12 protein-coding genes are annotated in these 15426 nt (G+C 59.1%); all 12 read right to left on the bottom strand.

Annotation, left to right across the window (positions count from 1 at the left end; genetic code table 11):
* Position 1: 1 nt before the first annotated feature.
* The 12 genes from dnaE to ispC all read right to left on the bottom strand — a co-directional run bounded on the left by dnaE (position 2) and on the right by ispC (position 15328).
* Entirely contained in the window at positions 2-3490 is a 3489-nt protein-coding gene (gene dnaE, locus AC6BYQ_RS24050; protein WP_019455764.1) for a DNA polymerase III subunit alpha, read from the bottom strand.
* Between the two features lie 78 nt (positions 3491-3568).
* Entirely contained in the window at positions 3569-4162 is a 594-nt protein-coding gene (gene rnhB, locus AC6BYQ_RS24045) for a ribonuclease HII (protein ID WP_019455763.1), read from the bottom strand.
* The gene (gene lpxB / locus AC6BYQ_RS24040) at positions 4159-5307 is read right to left on the bottom strand and encodes a lipid-A-disaccharide synthase (RefSeq protein WP_063917929.1); all 1149 of its coding nucleotides are present in this window, start codon (positions 5305-5307) and stop codon (positions 4159-4161) included. The genes rnhB and lpxB overlap by 4 nt, the downstream gene beginning before the upstream one ends.
* 3 nt (positions 5308-5310) lie before the next feature.
* Complete coding sequence (gene lpxA / locus AC6BYQ_RS24035; RefSeq protein ID WP_063917930.1) at positions 5311-6099, bottom strand: acyl-ACP--UDP-N-acetylglucosamine O-acyltransferase; 789 nt, start codon at positions 6097-6099, stop codon at positions 5311-5313.
* A gap of 3 nt (positions 6100-6102) precedes the next feature.
* A complete protein-coding gene (fabZ, locus tag AC6BYQ_RS24030) occupies positions 6103-6558 on the bottom strand; it encodes a 3-hydroxyacyl-ACP dehydratase FabZ (RefSeq protein WP_004931962.1) in 456 nt (151 codons plus the stop codon).
* A 160-nt stretch (positions 6559-6718) separates the two neighbouring features.
* Positions 6719-7741, bottom strand: a complete 1023-nt coding sequence (lpxD, locus tag AC6BYQ_RS24025; protein ID WP_025160243.1) for a UDP-3-O-(3-hydroxymyristoyl)glucosamine N-acyltransferase — start codon at positions 7739-7741, stop codon at positions 6719-6721.
* A 3-nt stretch (positions 7742-7744) separates the two neighbouring features.
* Positions 7745-8242 carry a molecular chaperone Skp gene (gene skp, locus AC6BYQ_RS24020; RefSeq protein WP_004931958.1) on the bottom strand — a complete coding sequence of 166 codons (498 nt, stop codon included), beginning with the start codon at positions 8240-8242 and terminating at the stop codon, positions 7745-7747.
* Positions 8243-8398: 156 nt separating this feature from the next.
* Complete coding sequence (gene bamA / locus AC6BYQ_RS24015) at positions 8399-10825, bottom strand: outer membrane protein assembly factor BamA (RefSeq protein ID WP_019455759.1); 2427 nt, start codon at positions 10823-10825, stop codon at positions 8399-8401.
* Positions 10826-10860: 35 nt separating this feature from the next.
* Positions 10861-12216 carry a sigma E protease regulator RseP gene (gene rseP, locus AC6BYQ_RS24010; RefSeq protein ID WP_025160242.1) on the bottom strand — a complete coding sequence of 452 codons (1356 nt, stop codon included), beginning with the start codon at positions 12214-12216 and terminating at the stop codon, positions 10861-10863.
* A gap of 27 nt (positions 12217-12243) precedes the next feature.
* On the bottom strand, positions 12244-13086 hold the full coding sequence (gene cdsA, locus AC6BYQ_RS24005; protein ID WP_019455757.1) for a phosphatidate cytidylyltransferase: 843 nt from the start codon (positions 13084-13086) through the stop codon (positions 12244-12246).
* 9 nt (positions 13087-13095) lie between these two features.
* A complete protein-coding gene (gene ispU / locus AC6BYQ_RS24000) occupies positions 13096-13854 on the bottom strand; it encodes a (2E,6E)-farnesyl-diphosphate-specific ditrans,polycis-undecaprenyl-diphosphate synthase (RefSeq protein WP_025160241.1) in 759 nt (252 codons plus the stop codon).
* 277 nt (positions 13855-14131) lie between these two features.
* Positions 14132-15328 (bottom strand): 1-deoxy-D-xylulose-5-phosphate reductoisomerase, encoded by a 1197-nt coding sequence (gene ispC / locus AC6BYQ_RS23995; protein ID WP_498057648.1) that lies wholly within the window; start codon positions 15326-15328, stop codon positions 14132-14134.
* Positions 15329-15426: the final 98 nt, after the last annotated feature.

Genomic DNA, 15426 nt, shown 5'->3' with positions numbered 1-15426 from the left:
TTTAGTCAAATTCCAAGTCCACCTGCTCATTGCCTACCAACGTCCGCAAGTCGATCAACAAGCGGTCGGTGGGCGTCACGCGCCAGGTTGCGCCAAAACGCAGCTTGGCTCGCGCATCTTCCCGTTGATAGTAGAGATGCACTGGAATCGTCCCCGAGCGATGGGGTTCCAACGACTGACGGAGACGGTTCAAAAGCTGGTCATCAATTTGCCTGTCAGTCAGCGAGATAGCAAGCCCGCGAGCATATTTTTCCCGGGCTTCACTGATGTCCATTACCTCGCGGGCCATCATTTTAAGCCCGCCGCTAAAGTCATCAAAGCTGACCTGTCCACTGGCGATAAGGATACGGTCTTTTTCCAACAAATGCTGGTATTTTTCTAACGCTTCGGTGAATAGCATCACTTCCAGACGGCCCGAACGGTCATCCAGCGTACAGATGCCGATGCGGTTGCCGCGCTTGGTCACCATCACCCGCGCGGCGACCACCAGCCCGACGGCGGTAGTCATTTTGCCCCGGTCCGTCGGGTGCATGTCTTTCAAACGCTGGCCACCGGCGTAACGTTCGATCTCCTTCAGGTACTGGGTGATCGGGTGGCCGGTGAGGTACAGCCCCAGCGTCTCCCGTTCACCGTCCAGCACCACCTGCTCCGGCCAGGGCGCGATATTGGCGTAGGATTGCTCCACCTGCTCCGGCGCTTCCGCCAGCACGCCAAACATATCCACCTGGCCGATAGCTTCGGCTTTCGCATGCTGATCCGCCGCTTTCAACGCATCGCCAAGCGAATTCATCAGCGCGGCGCGGTGCGGCCCAAGGCGATCGAACGCCCCGGACATGATCAGTTTCTCCAGAATGCGGCGGTTCAGTTTCTTGATGTCGGAGCGCGCGCACAGGTCGAACAGGTCTTTGAAGTAACCTTGCTCGCCGCTGTTGCGCGCCTCGATAATCGCCTCGATCGGCCCTTCCCCCACGCCCTTGATGGCGCCGATGCCGTAAACGATCTCGCCGTCGTCGTTAACGTGGAAGTGATAAAGGCCGCTGTTGATGTCCGGCGGCAGGATCTTCAGCCCCATACGCCAACATTCGTCCACCAGCCCCACCACTTTGTCGGTGTTGTCCATATCGGCGGTCATTACCGCCGCCATAAACTCGGCTGGGTAGTGCGCCTTCAGCCACAGCGTCTGGTAAGAGACCAGCGCATAGGCGGCGGAGTGCGATTTGTTAAAGCCGTAACCGGCGAATTTCTCCACCAGATCGAAGATTTTCACCGACAGTTCGCCGTCGATGCCGCGCGATTTCGCGCCGTCTTCAAAGCCGCCGCGCTGCTTGGCCATTTCGACCGGGTTCTTTTTACCCATCGCACGACGCAGCATGTCCGCGCCGCCCAGGGTGTAACCGGCCAGCACCTGGGCAATCTGCATCACCTGTTCCTGATACAGGATGATACCGTAGGTCGGTTCCAGTACCGGCTTGAGCGACTCGTGCTGCCACTGGATATCCGGGTAGGAGATCTCTTCGCGGCCGTGCTTGCGGTCGATGAAGTTATCTACCATGCCCGACTGCAGCGGCCCCGGGCGGAACAGCGCTACCAGTGCGATCATGTCTTCGAAGCAGTCGGGCTTCAGACGTTTGATCAGGTCTTTCATGCCGCGCGATTCAAGCTGGAACACCGCCGTGGTTTCCGAGCGCTGCAGCATGTCGAAGCTTTTCTTGTCGTCGAGCGGAATGGCGGCGATGTCGATCGGTTCCAGCCCGGTCTTGGCGCGCCGGGCGTTGATCATCTCCAGCGCCCAGTCGATGATGGTCAGGGTACGCAGACCGAGGAAGTCGAACTTCACCAGCCCAGCGTATTCCACGTCGTTCTTGTCGAACTGGGTCACCGGGTGGTGCCCTTCGGCGTCGCAGTACAATGGCGCGAAGTCGGTGATCTTGGTCGGCGCGATCACCACGCCACCGGCGTGTTTACCGGCGTTGCGCGTTACCCCTTCCAGCTTGCGCGCCATGTCGATCAGCGCCTTGACCTCTTCGTCGGCCTCGTAAATTTCAGGCAGCTGCGGTTCGGCGGCGAAGGCTTTTTCCAGCGTCATGCCCGGATCCGGCGGCACCAGCTTGGAGATGCGATCGACGAAGCCGTACGGGTGCCCCAGCACCCGGCCCACGTCGCGGATAACCGCTTTCGCCGCCATGGTACCGAAGGTGATGATCTGCGATACCGCTTCGCGGCCGTACATCTCCGCCACGTGCTCTATCACCTGATCGCGCTTCTCCATGCAGAAGTCGACGTCGAAGTCGGGCATCGAAACACGTTCCGGGTTCAGAAAGCGTTCAAACAGCAGGTCGAACTCCAGCGGATCGAGGTCGGTGATTTTCAACGCATAGGCCACCAGCGAACCGGCGCCGGAGCCGCGCCCCGGGCCAACCGGCACATTGTTGTCCTTCGACCACTGGATAAACTCCATCACGATCAGGAAGTAGCCGGGGAACCCCATCTGGTTGATCACCTTCAGCTCGACGTCCAGACGCTCGTCGTATTCCGGGCGGCGCTGCGCGCGCACTTCAGGATCGGGGAACAGGAACTCCAGACGCTCTTCCAGCCCCTCTTTCGATTTGAGCACCAGGAAGTCCTCGGTGCTCATATCGCCGGTCGGGAACTGCGGCAGGAAGTATTCGCCGAGGCGAATGGTGACGTTGCAGCGCTTGGCGATTTCGACGCTGTTCAGCAGCGCTTCCGGGATGTCGGCGAACAGCTCGCACATCTCGTCTTCGCTGCGCATGTACTGTTGCGGGCTGTAGTTGCGCGGCCGCTTGGGGTCGTCCAGCGTAAAGCCGTCGTGAATGGCGACGCGAATCTCATGGGCGTCGAAGTCATCTTCCACCAGGAAGCGCACGTCGTTGGTGGCCACCACCGGCAAACCGCGCTCGGTGGCCAGCGCCACCGCCGCATGCAGGTAGTTCTCTTCGTCCGGGCGGCCGGTGCGGATCAGTTCCAGGTAGTAACAGTCAGGGAAGTGCTGCTGGTAGAAGTCCAGGCACTGATCCACCTGCGCCTGGTTGCCGCGCAGCAGAAACTTGCCGACGTCGCCCTGGCGCGCGCCGGAGAGCAGGATCAGCCCTTCGCGGTGTTCGATCAGCCAGTCGCGATCGATGGTCGGCCCGGCGGCGCCATAGCCACGCTGATAGGCGCGGGAAATCAGCAGCGTCAGGTTCTGGTAGCCTTCGTTGTTGCTGGCCAGCACCGTCAACTGAGCCAGTTCATCGCCCAGCTCTTCGCTTTGCACATGGAAATCCGCGCCGATGATCGGTTTGATCCCGGCGCCGTGCGCGCTGCCGTAAAATTTCACCAGCCCGCACAGGTTGGTGAAATCGGTGATTGCCAGAGCAGGCATGGCTAACGCGGCGGCTCTTTTCACCAGCGGCGCCGTCTTGGCCAATCCATCAATCATGGAGTAGTCGCTGTGGACGCGCAGGTGAATAAAACGAGGTTCGGCCATCTCCAGATACCTGATTGAAGGGGTTCAGCAGGCTGAACCCGGGTTAATGCTATCGTCGAGCCCAGTCAGGCCCGCAGACTACAGCGCCAGCGCCCTTTTCACCGGCGCGAAGCTGCGGCGGTGATGCTCGGTGGCACCCAGCGCGGCCAGCCGCTCCAGGTGGAAGGCGGTCGGGTAGCCTTTATGCTGCGCGAAACCGTAATCCGGGAACTCGCTGTCCAGCTCGGCCATTTCGCGATCGCGCGTGACCTTCGCCAGAATGGACGCCGCGCTGATCTCCGCCACGCGGCTGTCGCCCTTCACCACCGCCTGCGAACGCATCGGCAGACTCGGGCAACGGTTACCGTCGATTAAAACCATGTCCGGCGCGATATGCAACCCTGCCACCGCGCGCTGCATCGCCAGCATCGTCGCATGCAAAATATTCAGCTGGTCGATTTCCGCCGGCTCGGCGCGGCCCAGGCTCCAGGAGAGCGCTTTGGCGACGATTTCGTCATACAGCGCCAAACGGCGTTTTTCACTGAGTTTCTTGGAGTCCGCCAGACCGACGATCGGCTGCGCCGGATCGAGGATCACGGCGGCGGTGACCACCGCGCCGACCAACGGGCCGCGGCCCACTTCGTCCACACCGGCAATCAGCGTGGCAGCGGGATAGATAAAGGGTTCAATCATGCTTTCGCCAGCTCCAACACAGCCTGAGCGGCCTGTTCGTCCGCACCGCAACGGATGCTTTGGTGCAAGGTAAGGAAAGTCTGTTTCAGCGCTTCGGTTTGCGGGCTCTCTTCCAGCAGCGGCATCACGGCGGCGGCCAGTTTGTCCGGCACGCAGTCATGCTGCAGCAGCTCGGTGACGATCTCGCGCCCCGCCAACAGATTCGGCAGCGAAACGTAAGGCGTTTTCACCAGCTTCTGCGCCAGCCAGAAAGTGAACGGTTTCATGCGATACCCCACCACCATCGGACACTTGGCCAGCATGCACTCCAGCGCCGCGGTGCCGGACGCCAGCAGCGCCGCGTCGCTGGCGATCATCGCTTCACGTCCCTGGCCGTTCAGCAGGTGTACGGTCAGATCCGGCGCCACTTCGGCCTTAATGCGCTCAAACTGCTCGCGCCGTTTGGCATTGACCAGCGGCACCACCACTTCCAGCTCGGGATAACGCGTGCGCAGCAGCTGCGCGGTTTTGAGGAAGTCGGCGCTCAGCATCTCGACTTCGGCGCCGCGGCTGCCCGGCAACAAGGCCAGACAGCGCGCCTGCGGAGCGATGCCAAGCTGGGCGCGTGCCGCCAGCCGATCCGGCTGCAACGGCATGGCGTCCGCCATGGTGTGGCCGATAAAGCGGCAAGGCACGTTGAAACGATCGTAAAACGCTTTTTCGAAAGGGAGAAAGGCCAGCACCAGATCGGTGGCTTTGCCAATTTTGAAAACGCGCTTTTGCCGCCAGGCCCATACGGACGGGCTGACGTAATGGATGGTGCGAATGCCGCGCTGCTTGAGGCGGCCTTCCAGCGTGATGTTGAAGTCCGGCGCGTCGATGCCGACAAACACGTCCGGCCGCAGCTCGCTGAAGCGGCGAGTGAGATCTTTGCGGATCTTCAACAGGCGTGGCAAGCGCTCGAGCACTTCCACCACGCCCATAACCGCCAGCTCTTCCATTTCGTACCAGGCTTCACACCCTTCGGCCTGCATCAGCGGGCCGGCGACGCCAACGAAACGCGCGTCGGGGATCTGCGCCTTGAGCGCGCGGATCAAGCCGGCGCCGAGAATGTCACCGGAGGTTTCTCCGGCGACCAATCCGATAGTCAATGGACGATTCGACATAACTCAGCGAATGATGCCACGGGTGGAACGGGTGAAGAAATCGAGGTACTGCTGCACCACCGGCTGCTCTTTAGCCAGGGCTTCAATTTCCGCTTTCGCTTCATCCAGCGTTTTCTCGCTGCGGTAAAGGATTTTGTAGGCGTTGCGAATCGCCTGCATTTCATCCTTGTCAAAACCGCGACGCTTCAGGCCGACCGCGTTGACGCCAAATGGCGTTGCGTGGTTGCCCTGAGCGATGACGAACGGAGGCACGTCCTGAGCGACGCCGGAACAACCGCCTACCATCACATGCGCACCGATAATGCAGAACTGGTGGATCGCGGTCATGCCGCCGATGATGGCGTGATCGTCGATTTCCACATGTCCTGCCAGCGTGGCGTTGTTGGCCAGCACGCAAGAATTGCCGACCACGCAGTCGTGGGCAACGTGCACGTTGACCATCAGCAGGTTGTCATTACCCACTTTGGTCAGCCCGGTGCCCTGCGCGGTGCCGCGGTGAATGGTGACGCTTTCGCGGATGCGGTTGCGATCGCCCACTTCCACACGCGTCGGCTCGCCCGCGTATTTCAGATCCTGATTCACTTCGCCGATGGAGGCGAACTGATAAATCTGATTATCGCGGCCAATCTTGGTAATGCCGTTTACCACCACGTGGGATTTCAACACCGTGCCGGCGCCGATTTCCACCTGGGAGCCGACGTAGCAGAAAGGGCCGATATGCACGTTGGCGCCGATCACGGCGCCTTCTTCGACTATCGCGCTTGGATGGATAAAGGCGGTTTGGTCAATCACGGATTAAGCCTCCCGGCTGCGGGCACACATCATGGTTGCTTCGCAGACAATTTTACCGTCAACGGTCGCCACGCCTTTGAAGCGAGTCAGACCGCGGCGCGTTTTCTCGAAGGTGACTTCCATGACCATCTGATCGCCTGGCACCACAGGGCGCTTGAAGCGCGCTTCGTCGATACCGGCGAAGTAATACAGCTCGCCCGGCTCCAGTTTGCCGACGCTTTTAAACGCCAGGATACCGGTGGCCTGCGCCATGGCTTCCAGGATCAATACGCCTGGGAAAATCGGTTTGCCAGGGAAGTGGCCCTGGAAAAACGGTTCATTCACCGATACGTTCTTCACCGCACGCAGATATTTGTGCTCTTCAAACTCGAGGACGCGGTCGACCAGCAAGAACGGGTAACGGTGAGGAAGCAGATCCAAAATTTCTGCAATATCCAGAGTATGAGTGTCAGTAGTCAAAATACTCTTCCTGTCTCTAAAAACTGATGGCATCAACAACACGGCCTGCGCTGACCCCAAAAGGAGATCATCATGCAGGCCGCAAATTAACATCTCTTTGCGCTTTTGGTCTCACGACCAACGCGTTTCGTTTTGTACCCGCCGGGGCGGGCGGCAATGACTAGTCTTTTCCGACTTTACGTTCGACAGCTTTCAAGCGCTTGCTGATCTCATCGATATTCATTACCAACGCAGCGGTTTTACGCCAAACCTTGTTAGGCTGCAACGGAATGCCCGAAGAGTATACCCCAGGTTCGGTGATTGGTCGCATAACCATTCCCATTCCGGTAACAACAACCTTGTCGGCAATCTCCATGTGACCGTTGATCACGCTGGCGCCGCCGATCTGGCAGTAGCGGCCGATTTTCAGGCTGCCGGCCATGATCACACCGCCGGCGACGGCGGTATTGTCGCCAATCACGACGTTATGTGCAATCTGGCATTGGTTGTCGATGATAACACCATTCCCGATTTGGGTGTTATCCAAAGCGCCGCGGTCAATGGTGGTGCAAGCGCCGATTTCGACGCGATCGCCGATAATCACCGTGCCCAACTGAGGAATTTTGATCCACTCGCCGCGCTCGTTCGCATAGCCGAAACCGTCTGCGCCGATCACCGTTCCGGACTGGATCAGGCAGCGCTGGCCGATTTCGACCGCATGATAAATCGTGACGTTCGCCCACAGACGCGTTCCCGCGCCGATGCGTGCGTGTTTGCCGATGAAGCAGCCCGGGCCGATAACCACGTTATCGCCAAGCACCGCACCCGACTCGATCACCGCATTCGCCCCAATGGCGACGTTCTGCCCCAGCTGCGCTTCAGGCGAGATAACCGCGCTTGGCGCGATATCCTGGGCCGGCGACGGCGTGGTGTCCATCAGCTGCGCCATGCGCGCATAGGTCAGGTAAGGGTTCTTAACCACCAGCGCCGCACTGCGGCAGTGTGGTAAATCCGCTTCGGTAAGCACCACGGCGCTTGCCTGGCAGGAAGACAGCTGCTCTTGGTAGCGGCTGTTTGACAAAAACGTGATTTGGCCAGGCTGTGCCGAATGCATAGAAGCAATGCCGGTGATGACGAGATCGCCATCACCGTGCAATTGTGCATCCAACTGCTGCGCTAAATCAGCCAGTCGAATTGAAAGCATGTGTTATTTAACCTGTTTCAGCACGTCAGCAGTGATGTCTTTGGAAGAGTCTGCATAGGCAACGGCGTTGGCGTCGATCACCACGTCATAACCGCCTTTGCTCGCGACAGACTTCACCGCGTCCTGGATGCGGCTCAGGATCTTGTTACGCTCTTCCATCTGGCGACGACGGTTGTCCTGCTCGAAAGCCTGAGCTTTCTGAGAGAACTGCTCGCGCTGCGCCATCACGTCTTTTTCCAACTTGCTGCGGTCGCTGGCTTTCATGGTAGCGCCGTCACGCTGCAGACGTTGCATTTTGGTCTGCAGGCTACGTTCCATGTTCTGGAGTTCGCTTGCACGGCCTTTAAACTCGTTTTCCAGCTGTTTAGCGACCGCTTCGCGGGCCGGCAGCTGTTGGAAAATGCTGGAGACGTTAACGACAGCGATCTTATCTGCTGCCTGAACGCCAGCTGAAGCAGCCATTGCTAAACCGAGGCCTGCGGCACACAACCACTTTTTCACTATAAACTCCTTACCATCACCCATTTGTGTCATATGACACTGAAGTACACAATTTGCCAGACTTGTCCCACCAAACAATGAGAATCATCTCCCTCTGCCGGCGGGCGCCTGGCCATTGCGATTCTTAATAACTGTTATGCCCAGAGGCGAGACCCGTTACCAGGTCTTACCGATGTTAAACTGGAACTGTTCGGACTTGTCGCCTTCGTATTTCTTGATCGGGTTGGCGTAAGAGAACACCAACGGCCCCAGCGGCGACATCCACTGCAGCGCGATACCGGCGGAGGAACGAATATTGCTGGCCTTGCTGTAGTCCGGCACGCCATACATCAGCGTTTCGTTGGTATTCTTCCACTTGGTATCCCACACGGTACCCGCATCGATGAACAGCGACGTGCGCACCGAGTTGGCGTACTTCTCGCTGATGAACGGCGTCGGGGTGATCAGCTCCAGGCTGGCGACCGCCATGGCGTTACCGCCCACCGCGTCATCCGAGCTACAGATGCTCTGACGATCGGTCGTGCTGCCGGCGTTGAACTGGCACTGGTACGAGTTGGAGTTGTAATACACCGCCTTCGGACCGATGGTATTGGACTGGAAGCCGCGCACGGTGCTTGAACCACCGGCGTAGAAGTTCTCATAGAACGGCATTTCCTTGCCGCCCAGCCCATCCGCGTAACCCAGACGGCCGCGACCCAACAGCACCCAGGTGCGGTCGTCGTTGATCGGCACGTACTGTACGCTGTCCAGCGTCACCTTGTAGTATTCGTTGTCCGACCCCGGAATGGTGACCTTGCCGTTCAACGTGGTGCGGTTGCCCGAGGTCGGGAAGTAGCCGCGGTCCAGGTTGTTGTAGGTCCAACCCAGGTTCAGGGTGAAGTCGTCCGTCGAGTAGCTGGCGCGGTCGGTTTTGTTCGCATCCACGCCCATCGAGTCGAGATAACGCCACATGGCGATCTGCGGCTGCATGTTCGACAGGCCGTTGTGGACATAGCCCAGACCGGTGCGCAACGAGTTGTTTTCGTTGATCGGGAAGCCCAGCGTGCCGTCAACACCGTAACTCTTGTTGGTGTAGTCGGACAGGTCCGCGTTATCCGCTTTAAAGTCGTTGTAGAATACGCGGCCGCCCAGGCTCACACCGTCAACGGTGAAGTACGGGTTGGTGACCGAGAATTCGGTATAGGTCTGGTAGTCGTTCTTGGTGCCGCTGATGCCGACCGAGTAGCCGGTACCCAACCAGTTGTCCTGCTGCACGCCGGCCTGGAAGCTGACGCCGCTCTCGGTGCCGTAACCGACGCCGAAGTTAAAGGTACCGGTGTTGCGCTCTTTCACCTTGTAGGTCACGTCAACCTGATCGGCGGTGCCCGGCACGCGCTGGGTTTCCACGTCAACCGTTTCGAAGTAACCCAAGCGGTTCAGACGCTCTTTACCCTGCTCGACCTGCTCGTTGCCGAGCCAGGCACCTTCCATCTGGCGCATTTCGCGGCGCAGTACGGAATCCTTGCTGGTGTCGTTGCCTTCGAACTTGATGCGGCGCACGTAGAAGCGGTTGCCCGCGTCGACGTTGACGTGCAGCTTGACGGTTTTATCCGCGTCGTTGATCTCCGGCTGAGTGCCGACGCGCGGGTAGGCGTAACCATAACGGCCCAACATCGTTTTGATGTTGTCTTCCATTTTGGTCACCTTGCTGCCGTTGTACAGCTCGCCCGGTTCGATTTTGGTGATCTGCGCGACTTCCGCCGAGTGACCGGCCAGGTTGCCGTTTACGACGACATCGGAAAGCTTGTACTGATCGCCTTCGGTGATGTTGATGGTGATGTAGATGCCTTTTTTATCCGGCGTCAGGCTCACCTGGGTAGAATCGATGTTGAAACGGGCATAGCCGCGATCCAGATAGAAGCTGCGCAGGGTTTCGAGATCGCCCGCCAGTTTCTGCTTCTGGTATTTGCGATCGCCGACCAGGTTCCACCACGGCACTTCGTCACGCAGCTGGAAGCGCGAGATCAGTTCGTCGTTGGTGAAGGCATGGTTGCCGACGATATTGATTTGTTGAATCTTGGCGGAGACCCCTTCCGTGAACACCAGTTTCAGGTCGACACGGTTGCGCGGCAACGGCGTGACCACGGCTTTCACCGAGGCGCTGTATTTACCGACGCTGTAGTAGAAGTCTTCCAGCCCTTTTTCAATGCTGGAGATCGTGGTGCGGTCGAGCGCCTCGCCCACCCGGACGCCGGAGGCTTCCAGGTTCTGCTTGAGCATGTCATCCTTCACCGACTTGTTGCCGGAGAAAGTGATGCTGGCGATGGTAGGACGTTCCTTCACCTGAACGATCAGGGTATTACCATCGCGCAGTACGCGCACGTCCTCGAAGTTGCCGGTGGCAAACAAGGCACGGATGGTATTACTGATGTCATCGTCAGTGACGGTATCGCCGACGCGAACCGGCATGTTGAGTAACGCCGCACCGACGGCGACTCGCTGCAGGCCTTCGAAATGAATGTCTTTCACTACGAACCCGTCTGCACCGTATACGGTGGCGCTGCCAAACAGCAGCGACGCTATGAGCAACTTTTTCATCGCCATCGTTGTTATGCGTTCTTCCTAACCTATCCCCGCCCCTAGAGGCGGGAAAAATCATTGAAAAGTGCAAGACCCATCAACAACACCAGCACGATCGAACCTATGCGGTAGCTGTAGTCCTGTACTCGCTCGGAAACCGGCCCACCCTTCAGCTTTTCTATCGCCAGGAAGAGGAGATGCCCACCATCTAACACCGGTAATGGGAACAGGTTGATGATACCCAGGTTGACGCTAATCAACGCCAGGAACATCAGATAATACACGAACCCGACTCCGGCTGACGCCCCTGCTCCCTGTGCAATCGAGATCGGGCCACTCAGGTTGTTCAGCTTTACATCACCGGTTATTAATTTGCCCAGCATGTTGACCGTCAGCCGCATCAGCTGCCAGGTCTTGTCGCCGGCCTGATACAGCGCCGAGAACGGTCCATACTGACGAATCGTCTTATACTCGTCCGGCAGCGGCAGCACTTTTGGAATGATGCCTGCAAACCCCACCGATTTGTCTTTTCCCACCGGCTTTGTATCCGGTATCAGCGTCAAAGACAAGGGGGCGCCGTTTCTTTCAATCTCCAAAGCCAACGGTTGGCCCGGGCCATCGTGAATACGCTTCACCAGCGTCTGCCAACGACCCAGCGGCTGACCATCGACTTTAACGATCCTGTCCCCCGCTTGTAAACCCGCCTTTTGCGCCGCCGAGTTCGGCTGCACTTCCGCCAGCACGGATTCAATCTGCGGGCCGCGCGGCATAATGCCCAGCGCGACAACGGGATCCTGCTTGTCCGGTTCAAAGTTCCACTGGCGCAGATCCAGGGTTTTGGTCACCACCTGCGACGAGCCGAACGGCGCGACGCCGACTTCGGTTTGCGCATCGCCAATCTTCGCCACCAGCGCCAGACGAACTGACTCCCAATCAGGCGTTTCGATGCCGTCAACCGACTTTAGTTCCATGCCAGACGAAATTTCGGCCCTGGCGGCGATCGACTGCGGCGCGATTTCGCCTATCACCGGACGGAAACTCGGCACGCCGATGATGAACACCAGCCAGTAGGCAAGGATAGCAAACAGGAAGTTGGCGATGGGGCCGGCGCTGATGATAGCCGCGCGCTGCCAGACGGTTTTGTTGTTGAAGGCCTGGTGGCGCATTTCCGGCGCCACCGACTCCACGCGCTCGTCCAGCATCTTCACGTAGCCGCCGAGCGGAATCAGCGCGATAACGTACTCGGTGCCCTGACGATCGGTGCGGCGCCACAGCGCCCGGCCGAAACCGATGGAGAAGCGTTCAACGCGCACGCCGCAACGACGGGCAACCCAAAAGTGTCCGAATTCGTGCACGGTAATCAAGATACCGAGCGCAATCAGAAACGCCACCAGGTTCCAAAGCACGCTGACCATCATCCCTCACTTTCCGTCATCGACGGATTAAAACACCAACAGCATCAGGCAGGCAAACACCGGCACCGCCGCAGTCAGGCTATCGATACGATCCAGTATGCCGCCATGACCGGGGATCAAATGACCGCTGTCCTTGATGCCCGCTTCGCGTTTGAACATGCTTTCGGTCAAATCGCCCAGCACCGAAGCCAACGCGGCGAGCACCGAGCAGGCAAGCAAGGTGGTCGGCACCACGTTCAGCGGCGCATAGCGGCCGAACAGCCAGGAAATGACCGCCGACGTCAACAGCCCGCCGATCAGCCCCTCCCAGGTTTTGCCCGGCGAGACCTTAGGCGCCAGCTTGTGCTTGCCGAACAGTTTGCCGAACATGTAGGCACCGGAATCCGCGCCCCACACCAGCAGCATCACGTACAGCAGCCACCAGGCGCCGGTAAACGGGTTTTGCTCGTAGCCGAACTGGCGCAGCGCCAGCATGCCCCAGAAGAAAGGCACGATGGTCAGCAGGCCAAACAACAGGCGCAGCGGGCGCGAATTGCGCCAGATAGCGGCCGAGCCGGGATAGAACAGCACCAGCAGCAGCGCCGCCAGCCACCAGGCCAGCGACAACCACAGCGAGCCGCTTATCTGCGGCACGGATTGGTGGTAAGCGGGGACGCTGATCATCATCAGCGCCAGCAGAAAACCGCACAGCATCGCCAACCAGATACGCTGCGAACGGGAGGTAAAACCGGCCAGTTGGCCCCACTCCCAGGCTGCTAACATGCACACGACGAGCGTTACCAGCGCAAAGGCCAGCGGCGGCAGCAGGAACAGCGCCGCGATAACGATCGGGATTAAAATCAGAGCAGTTATGAGGCGATACTTCAGCAAAAGTTCTCCCTAGGACGCATCGGCGCCGATAGGTGTGGTTCCCCCGAAGCGGCGCTCACGTTGTGCAAATGCATTCAGCGCACCTTCAAAGACAAGTTCATCGAAATCAGGCCAGAGTACATCAGTAAAGTAAAGTTCAGCATAGGCGATTTGCCACAGCAGGAAGTTACTGATGCGATGTTCACCGCCGGTGCGGATAACCAGATCCACCGGCGCCAGGTCGCTCATGCAAACCCGATCGCTCAATAATTCCTCGCTGATCTGATCCGGGCGCAACTCCCCTACCCGCACCTGTTCGGCCAGCTCTCTTACTCCCTGAATGATATCCCAACGGCCACCGTAGTTGGCAGCGATATTGAGCGTCAGGCCATCGTTATTTTCCGTCAGTGCTTCAGAGCGGCGAATCCGCTCTTGCAAACGCGCGCTGAACCGGCTGATATCGCCGATCACCCGCAGCCTGACGTTATGTTTATGCAGGCTTTTTACTTCACTATCCAAGGCGCGGACAAAAAGCTCCATCAGTGCGGAGACTTCCTGCACCGGACGGTTCCAGTTTTCGCTGCTGAAGGCATAAAGCGTGAGTGCATCTAAATGGTTGCTGGCGGCAAAGCTGACCGCGCGGCGAACCGATTTCACCCCTGCTTTATGACCGAAGACACGTAACTTGCCCTGACGTTTGGCCCAGCGTCCGTTACCGTCCATGATAATGGCGACATGGCGCGGCCCCGGGGAAGATGGAGTAGCCTCTTGTTGGTTTGCGGACGACATAACTCGTACTTATTTCCTCAATAGAAATATAACTGCCTTTCCGGAACATCAGGCCCTTGCGCGCAAAAAAAGCCGTGTGCCCGACACGGCTTTCAGCCTGCCCTCGCGATGCCCGGCGCGGCCGGGCCGCTCTTGACGCACAGGGCGCCAATCGGGCCATAATTCAACGGTATAACCGCTGACAGGTGGCGCAGACTATACCACCTCAGCGGGGCATGAACAAACGGCCCCGCTGCGGCACACGTGAATTACGAGCAAAATCGGATAATCGCCGTGCTCAGTTGCACAACGCGCGAACACGTTCCTCGGCGGCGGCGCGCGCCTGACGGTCAATGTCTAAGACCGCTTCGATGCACGTCGGTTCCTGCAACGCCAGACGCTCGACCACCTGGCGGTTGACCGCCGCGATGTCGGTAAAGCGAATCTGCTGCTGCAAAAATGCCGCCACGGCGATTTCGTTGGCCGCGTTCAGCGCGGTGGTCGCCGCCTGGCCGGCGTCGAACGCTTCGACAGCCAGGTACAAACAAGGATAACGTTCACGCTCCGGTTCGGAGAAGGTCAGCGAACCGATACGGCAGAAGTCCAGCGCTTCCACGCCGGAGTTCACGCGCTGCGGATACGCCATCGCATGGGCGATCGGCGTGCGCATATCCGGCGTACCCAACTGCGCCAGCACGCTGCCGTCGGCATAACGCACCATCGAGTGAATCACCGACTGCGGGTGCAGGATCACTTCCATTTGCTCGGCCGAGGCGTTAAACAGCCAGCGGGCCTCAATGTATTCCAGACCTTTGTTCATCATGGTGGCGGAATCCACCGAGATCTTGCGGCCCATCGACCAGTTCGGGTGGGCGCAGGCTTGATCCGGGGTCATCGCGGCGAACTGCTCCAGCGGCGTGGTGCGGAACGGGCCGCCGGAGCCGGTAAGCACGATGCGCGACACACCATGACTGTCCAGTGAAGAGTATCCCAACTGACGCTGAATGCTCTCAGGCAAACTCTGAAAAATCGCGTTGTGCTCGCTGTCGAGCGGCAGCAGTTGCGCCTGGCTTTGCCGCACCGCATCCATAAACAGACGGCCGCAGGTGACCAGCGACTCCTTGTTGGCCAGCAGTACCTGCTTGCCCGCGCGGATCGCCGCCAGCGTCGGCAGCAGCCCGGCGGCGCCAACGATCGCCGCCGTCACTTGATCGACGTCATCCAACGCGGCCAGCTCGCAGGCCGCTTGTTCTCCGGCCAAGACTTCGGTAGCGACGCCGTTTTCCGCCAGGATGGCGCGCAGCTCACGCGCGGCGCTTTCATCCGCCATCGCGGCAAAGGCGGGCCGGAATTCCATGCATTGCTGCGCCATGACCGCAACGTTGCGGCCGGCCACCAGCGCTTTGATCGCAAAACGGTCGGGATTCGCCCTGACCACGGCCAGGGTGCTGATCCCTACCGAGCCGGTCGAGCCAAGAATGGTCAGTTGCTTCATGAGTTCACTCTGAATAACTGTCTGATGAGATCGGAGGTGCTCCAGTGTGGAACCTTGGACAGCGCTTGTCCATGATCTTTCAGTACGATGAAACGGGA

This window comes from Serratia sp. LTN-2, assembly GCF_059740205.1.
The sequence above is the reverse complement of the archived record's forward strand: the minus strand, read 5'-3'. Positions and strand labels throughout refer to the sequence as shown.